Origin of the sequence: Pseudomonas sp. LAMO17WK12:I1 (assembly GCF_900177315.1) — a bacterium.
GTDB lineage: Bacteria > Pseudomonadota > Gammaproteobacteria > Pseudomonadales > Pseudomonadaceae > Aquipseudomonas > Aquipseudomonas marginalis.
Map to the genome: position 1 here is coordinate 157,982 of NZ_FWZV01000003.1, position 14,849 is coordinate 172,830.

Annotated in this window: 16 protein-coding genes; 8 read left to right on the plus strand and 8 right to left on the minus strand. The window is 60.6% G+C overall.

The features are described 5' to 3' along the window. The first annotated feature begins 209 nt into the window (after positions 1 to 209). Genes B9N88_RS05820 through B9N88_RS05830 form a run of 3 tightly spaced genes read left to right on the plus strand, consistent with a single transcriptional unit; the run spans position 210 to position 2,202 of the window. Positions 210 to 1,331 carry a beta-ketoacyl-ACP synthase III gene (locus tag B9N88_RS05820; RefSeq protein WP_027603750.1) on the plus strand — a complete coding sequence of 374 codons (1,122 nt, stop codon included), beginning with the start codon at positions 210 to 212 and terminating at the stop codon, positions 1,329 to 1,331. A gap of 17 nt (positions 1,332 to 1,348) precedes the next feature. Further along, positions 1,349 to 1,963, plus strand: coding sequence for an RNA polymerase sigma factor (locus tag B9N88_RS05825; RefSeq protein ID WP_027603751.1), 615 nt, complete (start codon positions 1,349 to 1,351; stop codon positions 1,961 to 1,963). Beyond that, entirely contained in the window at positions 1,957 to 2,202 is a 246-nt protein-coding gene (locus B9N88_RS05830; RefSeq protein WP_027603752.1) for an anti-sigma factor family protein, read from the plus strand. Before B9N88_RS05825 ends, B9N88_RS05830 begins: the two co-directional genes overlap by 7 nt. A gap of 107 nt (positions 2,203 to 2,309) precedes the next feature. Here the strand turns inward: B9N88_RS05830 and B9N88_RS05835 are convergent, their stop codons facing one another. Then, positions 2,310 to 3,653, minus strand: coding sequence for a putative porin (locus B9N88_RS05835; protein ID WP_027603753.1), 1,344 nt, complete (start codon positions 3,651 to 3,653; stop codon positions 2,310 to 2,312). Between the two features lie 283 nt (positions 3,654 to 3,936). Here B9N88_RS05835 and B9N88_RS05840 point away from each other — a divergent pair, with 283 nt between their 5' ends. Then, positions 3,937 to 5,061, plus strand: a complete 1,125-nt coding sequence (locus tag B9N88_RS05840; RefSeq protein WP_027603754.1) for a GNAT family N-acetyltransferase — start codon at positions 3,937 to 3,939, stop codon at positions 5,059 to 5,061. Between the two features lie 9 nt (positions 5,062 to 5,070). Here the strand turns inward: B9N88_RS05840 and aqpZ are convergent, their stop codons facing one another. From aqpZ to B9N88_RS05865, 5 genes are all read right to left on the minus strand, one after another. After that, on the minus strand, positions 5,071 to 5,772 hold the full coding sequence (gene aqpZ, locus B9N88_RS05845) for an aquaporin Z (protein WP_027603755.1): 702 nt from the start codon (positions 5,770 to 5,772) through the stop codon (positions 5,071 to 5,073). Between the two features lie 226 nt (positions 5,773 to 5,998). Then, entirely contained in the window at positions 5,999 to 7,831 is a 1,833-nt protein-coding gene (locus tag B9N88_RS05850) for an ABC transporter ATP-binding protein (RefSeq protein ID WP_027603756.1), read from the minus strand. Positions 7,832 to 7,913: 82 nt separating this feature from the next. Beyond that, complete coding sequence (locus tag B9N88_RS05855) at positions 7,914 to 8,477, minus strand: peptidylprolyl isomerase (RefSeq protein ID WP_027603757.1); 564 nt, start codon at positions 8,475 to 8,477, stop codon at positions 7,914 to 7,916. Between the two features lie 3 nt (positions 8,478 to 8,480). Beyond that, the gene (locus tag B9N88_RS05860) at positions 8,481 to 9,284 is read right to left on the minus strand and encodes an alpha/beta fold hydrolase (RefSeq protein ID WP_027603758.1); all 804 of its coding nucleotides are present in this window, start codon (positions 9,282 to 9,284) and stop codon (positions 8,481 to 8,483) included. A 14-nt stretch (positions 9,285 to 9,298) separates the two neighbouring features. Then, positions 9,299 to 10,222 carry a LysR family transcriptional regulator gene (locus B9N88_RS05865; protein ID WP_027603759.1) on the minus strand — a complete coding sequence of 308 codons (924 nt, stop codon included), beginning with the start codon at positions 10,220 to 10,222 and terminating at the stop codon, positions 9,299 to 9,301. 49 nt (positions 10,223 to 10,271) lie between these two features. Between B9N88_RS05865 and B9N88_RS05870 the strand changes: the two genes are divergently transcribed. The 4 genes from B9N88_RS05870 (at position 10,272) to B9N88_RS05885 (ending at position 12,912) form a co-directional block, all read left to right on the plus strand. After that, positions 10,272 to 10,586, plus strand: a complete 315-nt coding sequence (locus B9N88_RS05870) for a hypothetical protein (RefSeq protein WP_027603760.1) — start codon at positions 10,272 to 10,274, stop codon at positions 10,584 to 10,586. 151 nt (positions 10,587 to 10,737) lie between these two features. Continuing rightward, on the plus strand, positions 10,738 to 11,340 hold the full coding sequence (locus tag B9N88_RS05875) for an FMN-dependent NADH-azoreductase (protein WP_027603761.1): 603 nt from the start codon (positions 10,738 to 10,740) through the stop codon (positions 11,338 to 11,340). 211 nt (positions 11,341 to 11,551) lie between these two features. After that, positions 11,552 to 12,427 (plus strand): carboxylate/amino acid/amine transporter, encoded by an 876-nt coding sequence (locus tag B9N88_RS05880; RefSeq protein ID WP_027603762.1) that lies wholly within the window; start codon positions 11,552 to 11,554, stop codon positions 12,425 to 12,427. Positions 12,428 to 12,495: 68 nt separating this feature from the next. Further along, entirely contained in the window at positions 12,496 to 12,912 is a 417-nt protein-coding gene (locus B9N88_RS05885) for an Lrp/AsnC family transcriptional regulator (protein ID WP_027603763.1), read from the plus strand. Positions 12,913 to 12,940: 28 nt separating this feature from the next. Here the strand turns inward: B9N88_RS05885 and B9N88_RS05890 are convergent, their stop codons facing one another. Further along, a complete protein-coding gene (locus B9N88_RS05890; protein ID WP_027603764.1) occupies positions 12,941 to 13,618 on the minus strand; it encodes a phenylalanine--tRNA ligase beta subunit-related protein in 678 nt (225 codons plus the stop codon). Positions 13,619 to 13,622: 4 nt separating this feature from the next. Next, positions 13,623 to 14,849: an ATP-grasp domain-containing protein gene (locus B9N88_RS05895; RefSeq protein ID WP_043293302.1), complete on the minus strand. Its 1,227-nt coding sequence runs from the start codon at positions 14,847 to 14,849 to the stop codon at positions 13,623 to 13,625.

Genomic DNA, 14,849 nt, shown 5'->3' on the forward strand with positions numbered 1-14,849 from the left:
TGTTTATCCGGCATATGGCGCCAAACCCCAGGGTTTGTGGCAAACTTCGCGGTTATAAATGCCGGGATCGTCGTGATGGGCTGGTGTGTAGCCACGGCGCGATGGAATAAAGCGATGCCAGTTTGATGTCCGCTGGGCGGAATAGAACTACTTACGGTTTGGTACGTCGGTACCAATATCATCTGCCTGACAGATTTAGAGGAACGATCGTGCATAACGTCGTCATCAGCGGCACTGGCCTTTACACCCCTGCCAACAGCATCAGCAACGAAGAACTGGTGCAGTCTTTCAATGCGTACGTGCACCAGTTCAACTCGGACAACGCCGCTGCCATCGAGCGCGGTGAAGTCCAGGCGCTGACGGAGTCGAGCGCTGCGTTCATCGAAAAAGCCTCGGGCATCAAGAGCCGCTTCGTGATGGACAAGGACGGCATCCTTGACCCGCAGCGCATGGCGCCGCGCCTGCCCGAACGCAGCAATGACGAGTGGTCGGTGCTTTGCCAGATGGCCATTGGTGCCGCCGAGCAGGCCCTGCAGCGCGCCGGCAAGACTGCCGCCGACATCGATGGTGTGATCGTCGCCTGTTCCAACCTGCAACGTGCCTACCCGGCCATCGCCATCGAAGTCCAGGAAGCCCTGGGCATCGCAGGCTTCGGTTTCGACATGAACGTGGCGTGCTCCTCGGCGACCTTCGGCATCCAGAACGCCGCCAACAGCATCCAGCTGGGCCAGGCCCGGGCGATCCTGATGGTCAACCCGGAAGTCTGCACCGGCCACTTGAACTTCCGTGACCGCGACAGCCACTTTATCTTCGGCGACGCCGCCACGGCGGTGGTCCTCGAGCGCGCCGACCTGGCAACGTCCGAGCATCAGTTCGACGTGGTGAGCACCAAGCTGCTGACCAAGTTCTCCAATAACATCCGCAACAACTTCGGCTTTCTCAACCGCGCGGCGGAAGAGGGCATCGGTGCGCCCGACAAGCTGTTCGTGCAGGAAGGCCGCAAAGTCTTCCGCGACGTGTGCCCGATGGTCGCCGAGCTGATCGGTGTGCACCTGGCCGAGAACCAGTTGAACGTGGCCGATGTGAAGCGCTTCTGGCTGCACCAGGCCAACCTGAGCATGAACCACCTGATCGTGAAGAAACTGCTGGGCCGCGAAGCCACGGTGGAAGAAGCACCGGTGATCCTCGATACTTACGCCAACACCAGCTCGGCGGGTTCGGTGATTGCATTCCACACCTACCAGGACGATCTGCCCAAGGGCGCCGTCGCGGTCCTCAGTTCGTTTGGCGCAGGCTATTCGATCGGTAGCGTGATCCTGCGCAAGCGTTAAGACAATCGAGGTCTTGAATGGCAGCAGCGGACGACGCGCACCTGCTTGAACGACTGCTCAAGGGCGAGCAACGGGCCTACAAGGAATTGGTCACCACGTACCAAAGCGCGATGCGGGCGGTGGCGTATGCCATCGCCGGCCAGCGCCATGCCGACGAAGTGGTGCAGGACGCCTGGCTGTCGGTGGTGCGCAACCTGGCCAAATTCGAAGGGCGCTCCAGCCTCAAGACCTGGCTGCTGACCATCACCGCCAACGCCGCCAAGGGGCGCTACAAGCAGAATCGCCGGGAAGTGCTGCTCGACGACTTGCCTTCGCCCCACGGCACCATCGGCGATGATCGATTCTCCCCCGATGATGGCCACTGGGCCGTCGCCCCGTATGCCTGGCACCAGGACACCCCGGAAGCCTTGCTGACCGAGGATGAACTGCGCAAGTGCCTGGAGCACACGTTGCTGAGTTTGTCCGAACTGCAAAGCAGCGTGCTGGTGCTGCGTGAACGCCAGGGGTTGGAGCTGGAGGAGATCTGTAATCTTCTGACGCTCTCACTCTCCAATGTCCGCGTGCTGTTGCATCGAGCACGGCTTAAAGTCTTCGCCACGGTGGAGCATTTTGAGGAAACGGGCGAATGTTGACCTGTAAAGAACAAGTGGCACGTTCCAGTGACTATCTCGATGGGCAATTGACCTTTCGCGAACGTCTGCTGGTGCGTCATCACTTGATGTTCTGCCCCAACTGCCGACGGTTTATCCGCCAGATGCGCCTGCTGCAGGCGACGTTGCGGATGCTGCCGCAGGAACCGGTGAAGGATGTGGATGCCTTGGCGCAGCGGCTGGCTGCCGAGCGGCTCAAGGATCAGAAAGGCGGGGAATAAGCAGGCTCGCGTGGGGCGATCGGACGGATGATGGGGACCGATCCACCCACGCAAGTCTGGTACAGCCACCTCGGGCCGTCCTGGCCCGAGGTCTTGAACACTTATCTTTAGAACTTGGCTTCTGCATCCAGCTGGAAGGTGTTGGCTTTGGCGCTACCGTCCACCAGCGTGCGGCTGTAGGTGTCGGTCTTGGTCAGGAAGTAGGTCGCGCCGACGGCGAAGTTCTTGTCGATGTCATAGCCGACTTTGAACTTGTGACCACGGGAACCCGTGAAGCCGCCGCCGAAGTCCGAATCGGTGAAGGCACCCACCACGGCGTTTTTCTGCACGTCGCGGTAGTTGTAGTCCAGGTTGAAACCGAACACCTTGGACTTGGCACCCAGCAACCAGGCCGTGTCCGCATCGTCGATTGCGTCGTTGTTTTTCACGTACTGACCGTAGAACGACAGGGGGACCGCCAGGCCGCCGATATCGACTTGACCGAAGCCTTCATACAGGCGGAACTCGCCGTTGGGGGTGTTGCCGTTGGTTGCCAGCACGTTCGGGGTACTGGTGCCTGAGGCACGGCTGTCTTCATCGTTCTGGTAGGCGTAGACGCTGCCGCCCAGGGTCATTTTCAGGTTGTCGGTCACCGAGAAGCGGGTCCCCAACTGGCCGGTGGTCAGGCGCAGGTCATGGCGGTACTGCACGCCGTCACCGTCCACGTTGTCCTTGAGGTTGTAGTTACCCAGGCTGCCGAACAGCTCGGCGCTGCCGCCCAGTGGGTACTTGTAGGTGAGTGCCAGGCCTTCCGGGTTGATGTCGCTATCCCAGATCACATCGCCCATGTTGACCCAGGGCTGCAGCATTTTGCCGCCAATGATGTGCAGGTTTTTGATCTGGTCGGGGTGGTAGTCGATATAGCCGAGGTCCAGCCAGATCGATTTTTTATCGAAGTAGCCGTCCAGGTCCTGGTTGGTGGAGCGCGCATCGCTGCCGCCGCCGGTGGCGATACGAATACCGGTGTCCACCTGCGGGTTGATTTCGGTGTAGGCGCCGAGGCGCGCGCGGATCCGTTCGCGGTCCTTGTCACGACCGGTGACGCCGGCGCGGGTAACGCCATTTTCGCCTTCGACCTTGATGGTCTCGTGGCGCATGCGCACATCACCCTTGAACTGAGTCTTGGCGGCCCAGGCCAGCTTCTGGTCGAAGCTGCTCAGCTCGTTGGTTTTCTTCGCGGTGGCCGCGATCTGTTCGTTGGTCTCTTGTTGAGCTTGCCGTGCGATCTGCTGTTCTTTCTGGTCTTTGGCCAACTCGTTTTGCAGTTCGGTGTACTGCGAAGCGGTGATCTGGCCGTTGGCCTTGAGCATGTCGAGCAATTTAGCGTCGACTGCAGCGCTGGCCGGAACGCTCAGGGCCAGTAACAGGCCCCCGCACAGGGCCGCTGCAGTTTTAGTGGAAGCAAGACGCATATCAATCTCCGAAAGTGAGGAGGGATGGCAAACCATCCAGGACACAACCGACCGATGACGGACGGAAAAGTAACCACCTGATAGAACCAGGCGCTCTAAAAACAGGCGTCAGTATCACGATCGTTTATGACGGCGCAGTGGCGAAGTGATGTCATGTAGATGACAAATTATTTAAGAATGGAACTATTGATTTAGAGCCTTGTCGGGCGATTTGGGGGTGTGCCCGGACCTGCGATAAGCGATACTCGCCAGGCTTTCATGCCATGACGTAGTGAGGATGCCGATGCCGCTGCAACGCCTGGACAACCTGTCCGAAATCGCTCCGCAGGCCTGGGACGCACTGGTGCCGGACGCCCAGCCCTTTGTGCGGCACGCCTTCCTCAGCGCGCTGGAAGACAGTGCCAGCCTGGGCCCTCAATCGGGCTGGCAACCGGAACATTTGTTGCACTGGGAAGGCGACCGCCTGGTGGCGGCATTGCCCAGTTATCGCAAATGGCATTCCTATGGCGAGTACGTGTTCGACCATGGTTGGGCCGATGCCTGCGAGCGTGCGGGCATTGATTACTACCCCAAGCTGCTGACGGCCGTACCATTCAGCCCGGTCAGCGGCCCCCGCTTGTTGGCGGCCAGCGTCGACGATGGTTTCGAACTGCTGAAGAGCCTGCCGGGCTACCTGGAAATCGAAGGGCTCTCCAGTGCCCATATCAACTTCACCGACGGCTTGGCCGATGAGGCGTTAGCCCAACAACCGGGTTGGTTGCAGCGCCTGGGTTGTCAGTTTCACTGGCAGAACCGTGGTTACCGTGACTTCCAGGATTTTCTCGATGCCCTCAGTTCCCGCAAGCGCAAACAGATGCGCAAGGAGCGCGAACAAGTGGCGGGGCAGGGCATCGACTTCCAGTGGTTGCAAGGCCACGAGTTGAGCGAGGCGCAATGGGATTTTGTCTACGCCTGCTACGCCAATACCTACGCGGTCCGCCGCCAGACACCCTACCTGACCCGCGAATTTTTCAGCCTGCTCGCCGAACGCATGCCCGAGGCGATCCGTGTGGTGCTGGCCAAGCAAGGCACACGCCCAGTGGCCATGGCCTTCAGCCTGATCGGTGGCGACAGCTTCTACGGCCGCTACTGGGGTTGCCTGGCGGAGTTTGACCGGCTGCATTTCGAAACCTGCTTCTACCAGGGCATGGATTACGCCATCGCCCACGGCCTGCAACGCTTCGACGCCGGCGCCCAGGGTGAGCACAAATTGATTCGCGGGTTTGAACCGGTGATCACCCGGTCGTGGCACTACCTGCGCCATCCCGGCTTGAAGAATGCCGTCGAGGATTTCCTCGAGCGCGAACGGGTGGGGATTGTGGCGTATGCCGAAGAGGCGAGGGCAACCCTGCCTTACCGGCAGGGCTGACCCTTTGCCTCAGGCCGGCTCCTCCTTGCCCAGCCATCGATAGACAACACCGCCCGCCACCGCACCCAGGATCGGCGCGAGCCAGAACATCCACAACTGCTGGATCGCCCACCCGCCGACGATCAAGGCCGGGCCGGTACTGCGGGCCGGGTTGACCGAGGTGTTGGTCACGGGGATGGAGATCAGGTGGATCAAGGTGAGGGCCAGGCCAATGGCGATGGGCGCGAGGCCCTTCTGGGCACGGTGGTCGGTGGCGCCGAGGATGATCAGCACGAACATCGCTGTCATCACCAGCTCGCAGACAAACCCCGCTGCCATTGAATAGCCGCCCGGCGAATGCTCGCCATAGCCGTTGGAGGCCAGCCCGCCGGCCAGTTCAAAGCCCGGCCTGCCACTGGCGATGAAGTACAACAATGCGGCGGCGACCACCCCGCCGATGACTTGGGCCACGATGTACGCCGGTAACTCCCTGGCCGGAAACCTCCCGCCCACTACCAGCCCCACCGATACCGCCGGGTTGAGGTGACAACCGCTGATATGCCCGATGGCCACCGCCATGGTCAGCACCGTGAGCCCGAACGCCAGGGCCACACCCAGCAACCCGATCCCGACGGCGGGAAAAGCGGCGGCCAACACCGCACTCCCGCAACCGCCCAACACCAGCCAAAACGTTCCCAACCCCTCTGTGACTGAACGCTTGAACAAAGACATGCAGCACGTCCTTGATAGATCGCTCTACCCAATCAGTAAATCAGTGATGCTCCCTGCAGATTTACTTCAGCGCCCGTCTGGGCACTGCACTGAGTACAGCATGGTTTTTACACAAATCCAGGCCACCAAATGTGGGAGGGGGCTTGCTCCCGATAGCGGAGTGTCAGTCGCAAAATGTGGTGACTGACCCACCGCTATCGGGAGCAAGCTCCCTCCCACATTTGCTTCAGTCGATGCCGACAAACCCACCGGTCTGGTGCTGCCACAAACGTGCATACAAGCCGCCATGGGCCAGCAGCTCGGCATGGCTGCCCGTCTCGGCAATCTGGCCTTTCTCCAGCACCACCAGGCGGTCCATCCGCGCGATGGTCGACAACCGGTGCGCAATCGCAATCACCGTCTTGCCTTGCATCAGGGTTTCCAGGCTTTCCTGGATCGCCGCTTCCACTTCCGAATCCAGCGCCGAGGTGGCTTCGTCCATGATCAGGATCGGCGCATCCTTGAGCAGTACACGGGCAATGGCGATACGTTGACGCTGCCCACCGGAGAGTTTCACCCCGCGTTCGCCCACGTGGGCATCCAGCCCGGTACGCCCTTCCGAGTCCGACAGCAGCGGGATGAACTCCTCGGCACGCGCCTTGTGCACGGCGGCCCAGAGTTCTTCGTCGGTGGCGTCCGGCTTGCCGTACAGCAGGTTGTCGCGGATCGAACGGTGCAGCAGCGAGGTGTCCTGGGTGATCATGCCGATCTGTTCGCGCAGGGTTTCCTGGGCCACTTCAGCGATGTCCTGGCCGTCGATCAGGATCCGCCCGCCTTGCAGGTCGTAGAGGCGCAGCAGCAGGTTGACCAGGGTCGACTTGCCCGCGCCGGACGGGCCGATCAGGCCGATTTTTTCCCCGGCCTTGATCTCAAGGTTCAGGCCGCCAATGATCCCGCTCTGCTTGCCGTAATGGAAATCCACGTGCTCGAAGCGGACTTCGCCACGGGGCACGCTTAAACGCGGGGCGTTGTCGCGATCAATCACGGCCAGGGGTTGGGCGATGGTTTTCAGGCCGTCCTGCACCATGCCGATATTTTCGAAGATGCCGTTGACCACCCACATGATCCAGCCGGACATGTTGACGATACGAATCACCAGGCCGGTAGCCAGGGCAATCGCGCCCACCGAGATCAGCGACTGTGTCCACAGCCACAGGGCCAGGCCGGTGGTGGTGACGATCAGCAGGCCGTTCATGCTGGTGATTGCGATGTCCATGCTGGTCACCACGCGGCTGGCCAGCTGGGTTTTTTCGGTCTGCTCGATGATCGCTTCCTTGGCGTACTGCTGCTCGTATTGGGTGTGTGCGAACAGCTTCAAGGTGGTGATGTTGGTGTAGCCGTCGACGATGCGGCCCATCAGTTTGGAGCGTGCCTCCGACGAGATCACCGAGCGTTCTTTCACGCGCGGCACGAAGTAGCGCAGCGCCAGGCTGTAGCAAACGATCCAGGTCACGAGTGGGATCATCAGGCGCCAGTCGGCCTCGGCAAACAGCACCAGGGAGCTGATGGCGTAGATCGCCACGTGCCAGATAGCGTCCACTGCCGCCACGGCGGAGTCGCGCAGGGAGTTGCCGGTTTGCATGATGCGCTGGGCGATACGCCCGGCGAAGTCATTCTGGAAGAAGTTGAGGCTCTGCTTGAGCACGTAGCTGTGGTTCTGCCAGCGGATCAGGCTGGTCATGCCGGGGCTGATGGTCTGGTGCACCAGCAGGTCGTGCAAGGCGCCGAAGATCGGGCGCAGCAGCAGGGCGACCACGGCCATCCAGATCAGCTCGGTGCTGTGGAGCTGGAAGAAGTTGGCGGGTGGCGTGCCCTGGGCCAGGTCGATGATACGGCTCAGGTAGCTGAACAGCGCGACTTCGATCAGCGCGCCGATCAGGCCCACCACCAGCAAGGCGGCGAAGTGCGGCCACACCTGGCGCAGGTAGTAGAGGTAGAAGGGCAGGACTTTGTCGGGAGGGGCGGCGCTGGGTGCGTCGCGGAAAATATCGATCAGTTGTTCAAAACGACGATAGAGCATTAGGGTTGACGCCCGCCTGGCGGGCTCTCCTTTCAAATGCGCGCGCGGCCTTGTGGGCCGTGCGCGGAGTTTCCTGCAGACCTCAGTCGATGCGCTTGGCCGACTTGATCAGGACAGGATCGATTGGCACGTTCTGCATGCCTTGCTTGGTGGTGGTCTGGGAGTTGACGATGATGTCGACCACATCCATGCCCTTGACCACTTTGGCGAACACGGCATAACCGGCATCGCGACCCGGGTCGAGGAAGGCGTTGTCAGCCACGTTGATGAAGAACTGGCTGGTGGCCGAATCCGGGTTCGAGGTGCGGGCCATCGACAGCGTGCCACGCACGTTATGCAGGCCATTGCTGGCTTCGTTCTTGATCGGCGCTTCGGTCGGCTTTTGCGACATCTGCTGGGTGAACCCGCCACCCTGGACCATGAAGCCCGGGATCACGCGGTGGAAGATCGTGTTGGTGTAGAAGCCTTTGTCGACATAGGCGAGGAAATTCTTGGTACTGATCGGCGCCTTGACCGGGTCCAGTTCGATTTCAATGTCGCCGTTGGTGGTGGAGATCAATACGTGTGGCGCCTTGGAAGGCTCGGCGGCCATCAGGTTGGCAGCGAACAGAACGGAACCGGCAAAAAAGGCGATTTTTTTCAGCATGGGTCAGTGATCCTGGGTAGTGGTTTCGACTGTCTCTAGAAAATCGAGCAGGGTGGTATTAAAGACTTCGGGTTGATCCAAGGGCGTGGCATGGCGGGAATCCTCGATCACCACCAGTCGCGCATCGGGCAGCAGTTTTACATAGTTTTCTTTCTGGGCCACGGGGGTGTAGTCGTGGTCGGCGCTGATGACCAGGGTTGGACAGGTAATCCTCGAAAGTCGTTCCTGTACGCCCCAGCCCACAATCGCATCGAAGCTGGCGAGATAAGCACGTTTGTCGTTTTTTGCCCAGCGTTCGGCCATCTTGCGGCGAAGGTCGGCCTGACCCGGCTTGGGGAAGAGGCGCTCGCCCAGTGCCTTGCCGATGGTGGCGAGGCTGAGCACACGGGCGAGCGTCCAGCGCTTGACCCACCACCCGTACTCCCGGGCACTGCGTACCTTGACCTGCGGCGCGCTGTTGACGATGCACAGGCTCTTGACCCGGCCGGGTTCGTCCACCGCCAGTTGGAAGGCGATCATGCCGCCCATGGACAAGCCCACCACATGGGCGGGCGGCAGGTCCAGGTGCTCGATCAGGGCGATCAGGTCGTAGGTGAACCCTTCGATGCTGTAGCGCTCCCGAGGCTTGTCGGAGCGCCCATGGCCGCGCACATCCACCACGATCAGGCGGTAGTGGCGGGCCAGCGCCGGCACCTGCAGTTCCCAATCCTGGCTGCTGGAGCCCAGGCCGTGGATCAGGATCAGCGGCGTGCCGTGGCCGTATTCCTCATAGTGCAGGCTGCAGCCTTCATGGTCGAACCAGGCCATGCATGAACTCCGTTTCAGGCTTGCTGGGGAGCGGCGAAAGGCGCGTCCAGAGGGGCTGTGTCAAAGGTGCGCAGCAGCTCCACGAGGATCTGCGTTGCCGGCCCCAAGGGTTTGTCCTTGTTTGAATACAGGTAGAACGTGGGGTGGCGGCTGCCGCCCTGTTCCAAGGGTAGCTGCTTGAGCACGCCTTCGGCGAGTTCACGCTCGATCATGTGCCGTGGCAGCCAGGCAAAGCCCAGGCCGCTGCCGACAAAGGCGGCGGCGGTGGCCAGGCTGCCGACGGTCCAGCGTTGTTCAGCGCCAAGCCAGCCCACATCCCGGGGTTGCTGGCGGCCGGAGTCGCGGATCACCACCTGCATCTGGCTTTCCAGGTCCTGGAAGCTCAACTCGCGGTTCATGCGGTGCAAGGCGTGCTCGGGGTGGGCCACGGCGACGAACTCCACGTCGCTCATTTCGGTGCCCAGGTAGCCGGGGATGCTGAAGCCGCAAATCGCCAGGTCGGCCACGCCTTCGATCAACAGCTCTTCGACGCCGGACAGCACCTCTTCCCGCAAACGCACCCGGCAACCACGGCTCTGCGGCATGAACGCGGTGAGTGCGCGTACCAGGCGCGCGTTGGGATAGGCCGCATCGACGACCAGCCGCACTTCGGCTTCCCAGCCCTGTTCCATATGGTGGGCGAGGTCTTCCAGCTGGCTGGCGTTTTTCACCAGTTGCCGGGAGCGGCGCAGCAGCACTTCACCGGCGTCGGTGAGTACCGCCTTGCGCCCGTCGATGCGCAGCAGCGGCACGCCGAGTTGGTCTTGCATACGGGCCACGGTGTAGCTCACCGAGGACTGCGAACGGTGCAGCGCTTCCGCTGCCTGGGCGAAGCCGCCGTGGTCGACGACGGCTTGCAGCGTGCGCCATTGATCGAGGGTAACGCGGGGCGCTTTCAAGATGTGTTCCTCTTGTCCTAAGCTGGCGGTCCCTATTGGAGACTGCCGAATGAGAAAATTCTGTTGTGTGTTGCTGACGCTGCTGCCGATGAGCGCGTTTGCCTACCCCATCGACGTGACGAAAAAGATCGACGGCGTGAGCATCGATTACACCGCCTCCGACGTGGACGGCGATATCAGCTCGATCCAGCTGAATAACTACGGCACCCAGGACGCCGTGTGTTCGGTAACGTTCACCAATGGCCCGGAATCGCCGCGTCGTCGCACGGTTACGGTGCCAGCGGGGAAAAGCACCAACACCACGGTCAAGTTCAACCGCGCCATTATCAAGATGCGTATCGCGTTGGCCTGCGCGCCGAAATAACACAGCAGCGGAGCATGCCCCTCGCGATACTCCGCTTATAAACAAATTTATAGATTGGTTATAGCAGTTTTTTGCGCTTTTTTATCGAATTGGCTCTGTCTAATCTCCACTCCATCGACTTACAGCAATTACAGATGGAGCCTACGAAGCCATGTCCAATGTCCTGATCATCGAAAGCAGCGCCCGCCAGCAGGATTCAATCTCCCGTCAACTGACCCAGCAGTTCATCAGCCAATGGCAGGCCGCCCACCCGACGGACCGGATCACGGTGCGTGACGTGGCGCTCAACCCGGTTCCGCACCTGGACGCCAACCTGCTCGGCGGCTGGATGAAACCGGCGGATCAGCGCAACGGTAACGAACAGGCTTCCCTCGACCGCTCCAACGAGTTGACCGACGAACTGCTGGCCGCCGACGTGCTGGTGATGGCCGCACCGATGTACAACTTCGCCATCCCCAGCACCCTCAAGGCCTGGCTGGATCACGTGTTGCGGGCGGGTGTGACCTTCAAGTACACCCCCACCGGGCCGCAAGGTTTGTTGACCGGCAAGCGTGCCATTGTGTTGACCGCCCGGGGTGGCATCCACACCGGTGCCAGTTCCGATCACCAGGAACCGTACCTGCGCCAGGTCATGGCCTTTATCGGCATCCACGATGTCACTTTCATTCACGCCGAAGGGGTGAACCTGAGCGGGGACTTCCAGGAAAAGGGCATCAACCACGCCAAGGCCCAGCTGGTACAGCTCGTGGCATGAGGTGGTTGATCCTTTAATCGTCAGATAATCGCGCGGTGTTTATATCGCTCCACGCAAACCCTTCAAGTACGCGTACGAACCTCCCTTTGCACTTGTTGCTCCTGAGTGCTCCTGCCCGACTGCCGCTTTAGCGAGGTCGGGTTTTTTTTGCCCCGAGTTTCTTCAATCGCCGAAAACCTTTAATGTCCCGCCCATTCGATGCGAGGCGCACATGGGCTATCTACTGGTTGTCACCCTGATTCAGGCATTTTCCTTCAGCTTGATCGGCGAATACCTCGCCGGTCACGTCGACAGCTACTTCGCGGTGCTGGTGCGTGTGGTACTGGCCGGGCTGGTCTTTATCCCGCTGACTCGCTGGCGTTCGGTCGAACCTGCCTTTATGCGCGGCCTGCTGGTGATCGGCGCGCTGCAGTTCGGCGTGACCTATGTGTGCCTGTACCTGAGCTTTCGTGTGCTTACGGTGCCGGAGGTGCTGCTGTTCACCATCCTCACGCCGTTGCACGTGACCCTGATCGAAGATGCGCTCAACCGGCGCTTCAACCCGTGGGCACTGGTTGCTGCCCTGGTGGCAGTGGCGGGGGCGGCGGTGATTCGCTTCGACCAGATCACCCCGCACTTCCTGATGGGCTTCCTGCTGCTGCAACTGGCTAACTTCACCTACGCCGCCGGGCAAGTGATGTACAAGCACCTGGTGGCACGCTACCCAAGTGACCTGCCGCACTACCGGCGTTTCGGTTATTTCTACCTCGGTGCGTTGCTGGTGGTGTTGCCGGCGTTCCTGTTGTTCGGCAAGGCCGATTTCCTGCCGCAAGCGCCGCTGCAATGGGGTGTCTTGCTGTTCCTCGGGCTGGTCAGCACTGCCCTTGGCATTTATTGGTGGAACAAAGGCGCCTGCCTGGTGCATGGCGGAACCCTGGCGGTGATGAACAACCTGCATGTGCCGGTAGGATTGTTGCTGAACCTGCTGATCTGGAACCAGCACGAGCCGTTGGGTCGCCTGGCCTTGGGTGGCCTGGTGATCCTGGGGGCGGTGTGGATAAGTCGATTGGGCGTAAAGCCCGCGCCTGGCGTACAGTCTGCGACGTGATCGGCCGAAGGCATGCGTGAGCGACAATGAAAGTCTGCTATCGAAAAGAACGGTGTGGGGGCGGCAGAGTGGACAAGATTGATGAACTGATCATTGCAGCCTTGAAGGATGACTCCCGAGTCAGCCTGGCGCAATTGGCGCGGCAAGTTCACAAGTCTCGAACCGCAGTGGAGTCGCGCGTTCAAAAGCTGATTGAAAAAGGCATCATCCTGGGCTTCACCATCAACGTCGCCGAGGGCGATGAGACCCTGCAAGCGGCGTTCTTGATGCTGACGCTCAATGGCAGCAACTGCCATCTGGTGTTTCCGAAGATCCAGCAGTTCAGCCAGGTGGTGCATGCCTATTCCCTGTTTGGCGACGTGGACATGATGCTCGACGTTCGGTACAGGAGCTTTGAAGAACTGATGGTTTTCAAGGACAGCCTGCTGAAGATCGAGCATGTGAAGGAAGTGGTGGTCAACCCGGTGCTGAAGGCCTGGCGCTAGGCGCCGGCCCCCCCTTCATGTGCTGGCTTCAGGCGTGGTCGCGCACGGTTTCAAGAAAATGATGGCTCAGGTTCGGCATTTTCTGGCGCAGGGTGTCCACGAGTTCTTCGATGACCGCCTGGTTGAATTGGAACGATGTGTCGTCGTGCCCCAGGATCACCACCAACAACCTCGACGAGTCTTTTGTCAGCCGGAAGTCATGGGCATCGGCATCCACCTTGCCGATGCTCGCCAACGGCACATCACCGCAGGTATAGACGATATCGCCGACGGGAATGGTGATGGCCTTCTTGGCGAACAGGGGGCGTAGCACCCTCGGTTTTTCCGACCGCATCACGTAGATGTCATCCTTCTGATGATAGGTGTGCACGCCGATGCTGACCCCATGTCGGATCGCGACCGCGTTATAGGCGTCGACGATGTTGTTGATGGGGTACACGCCTTTGGCGATGAAGCGGCGCAGCAGCTTTTCGTTGGCGCTCACGGTATTTTCGTAGCCGAGTTTCTTGAGCTGTTTGGCAAACCCCTCGTATACGACGTTCGAGTCCAGCTCGTTAAGGCGCGAGGCCACGTGGTTCAGGTTACTTTGCAGTACCCCGACGAAGCTCTGGTCATCCGAGACGGTGATGTCTTCGATCACGGCGGCGCACGCATTATTGATGCCCAGCTCACAGGCTGACTTTCTGATGATCAAGCGACTTTTCATAACCTTAGCCCCACAGTTTTTTTCGCAGGTTGGCGGTACTGGCGTCCAGTTGCTGCGCCGAAGGGCTTTGCAGCCAGAACAGCCCTGGACAGGTGGCGAAGTCGATCGTGACCGGCGTGGTATCGCCGGCGCCGATGAAATAACGGTGCCCGCAATAGGCCTCGTCCGCCTGGGCGCTTTGTATGGCCTGGGGTGAGGGCGGAGCGAAGGCATGGCGTTCATCGGAACAGAAGAAACCGATCCGGCCATGGCTGATCTGGCTGACCGCATCGGCCTGGGGGCGTGGGTGGCCGAGGTAGCTGTCGATCGACAGTGACAGCAAGTCGGGGTGATACACCTGCTGGAACAGCAGGGGCGCGATGCCGCCGTGCAAGCGACCGCCGGCCTCGATCATCACCGGCCCGGCCTCAGACCAGATGATTTCCATATGAATCGGCCCGACCCGCACGCCCAGGGCCGCTGCCGCCTGGCGCGCGTAATCGGTCAGCGGTTGCAGTTCTTCAGCCCGCGGGTCGAGGGTGTCGAGGCTTTCGTAGACAAACATGCTGCCGTTCTTCTGGATCTTGGTGTACTTGCAGACGCTGGCAACGACGTAGGTGCCGTCAAAGGCGACCATGTCCACCACGTACTCCGGTCCCGCTATGAACGACTGCACGATAAAACCGAGATTGACTTCGCCCAGGTCGTTTTTCTGCTGCCAGGCCGCGTTTTTCAAGGCGGTCTCCACTTCGCGTTTGCCCTGGGCAAACACCACGCCTTCGGTGGCGGCCGAGTTCAGCGGCTTGACCACATAGGTGGCCGCCTCGTCGAGTTTGCCCAGCACTTCGCCGATACGGCTCGGTGAGCTCAGCAAGTGCGAATCGATGTGGGCCAACTGGTATTTTTTCAGCGCCTGCTGCATGGAGAATTTGTTGCGTCGCAGGTCGCTGGTGATACGGCTGTTGCCCGGGATGTCGAGCAGCTCCGTCAGGTAGTCCGTGAGGTAGATCGCGGTTTCGCAACCGGCGATCACGGCGCTCGGTGACAGGGCTTCCAGGGTAATCAACAGGCTCTCTTCCCAGGCATACACCTCATGGAAGTTCTCGGTGATCAGGTCGTTGGTGAAGTGTTCAGGCAAGGCGCGCGTGGAGATCACGGCGATGCACCGTATGCCCTGTGCGTTGAGCAAGGGCGCGTAGAGTTTGCCCGTGGAGAACGGGTCAACGATGAGTACGGTTTTCACGTCGTGCAT

Bases quoted from the DNA above. Each gene is read 5' to 3' on its own strand.
- B9N88_RS05825 (WP_027603751.1), top strand. From the start codon at position 1,349: ATGGCAGCAGCGGACGACGCGCACCTGCTTGAACGACTGCTCAAGGGC.
- B9N88_RS05830 (WP_027603752.1), top strand. From the start codon at position 1,957: ATGTTGACCTGTAAAGAACAAGTGGCACGTTCCAGTGACTATCTCGAT.
- B9N88_RS05835 (WP_027603753.1), bottom strand. From the start codon at position 3,653: ATGCGTCTTGCTTCCACTAAAACTGCAGCGGCCCTGTGCGGGGGCCTG.
- B9N88_RS05840 (WP_027603754.1), top strand. From the start codon at position 3,937: ATGCCGCTGCAACGCCTGGACAACCTGTCCGAAATCGCTCCGCAGGCC.
- aqpZ (WP_027603755.1), bottom strand. From the start codon at position 5,772: ATGTCTTTGTTCAAGCGTTCAGTCACAGAGGGGTTGGGAACGTTTTGG.
- B9N88_RS05850 (WP_027603756.1), bottom strand. From the start codon at position 7,831: ATGCTCTATCGTCGTTTTGAACAACTGATCGATATTTTCCGCGACGCA.
- B9N88_RS05855 (WP_027603757.1), bottom strand. From the start codon at position 8,477: ATGCTGAAAAAAATCGCCTTTTTTGCCGGTTCCGTTCTGTTCGCTGCC.
- B9N88_RS05860 (WP_027603758.1), bottom strand. From the start codon at position 9,284: ATGGCCTGGTTCGACCATGAAGGCTGCAGCCTGCACTATGAGGAATAC.
- B9N88_RS05870 (WP_027603760.1), top strand. From the start codon at position 10,272: ATGAGAAAATTCTGTTGTGTGTTGCTGACGCTGCTGCCGATGAGCGCG.
- B9N88_RS05875 (WP_027603761.1), top strand. From the start codon at position 10,738: ATGTCCAATGTCCTGATCATCGAAAGCAGCGCCCGCCAGCAGGATTCA.
- B9N88_RS05880 (WP_027603762.1), top strand. From the start codon at position 11,552: ATGGGCTATCTACTGGTTGTCACCCTGATTCAGGCATTTTCCTTCAGC.
- B9N88_RS05890 (WP_027603764.1), bottom strand. From the start codon at position 13,618: ATGAAAAGTCGCTTGATCATCAGAAAGTCAGCCTGTGAGCTGGGCATC.
- B9N88_RS05895 (WP_043293302.1), bottom strand. From the start codon at position 14,849: ATGCACGACGTGAAAACCGTACTCATCGTTGACCCGTTCTCCACGGGC.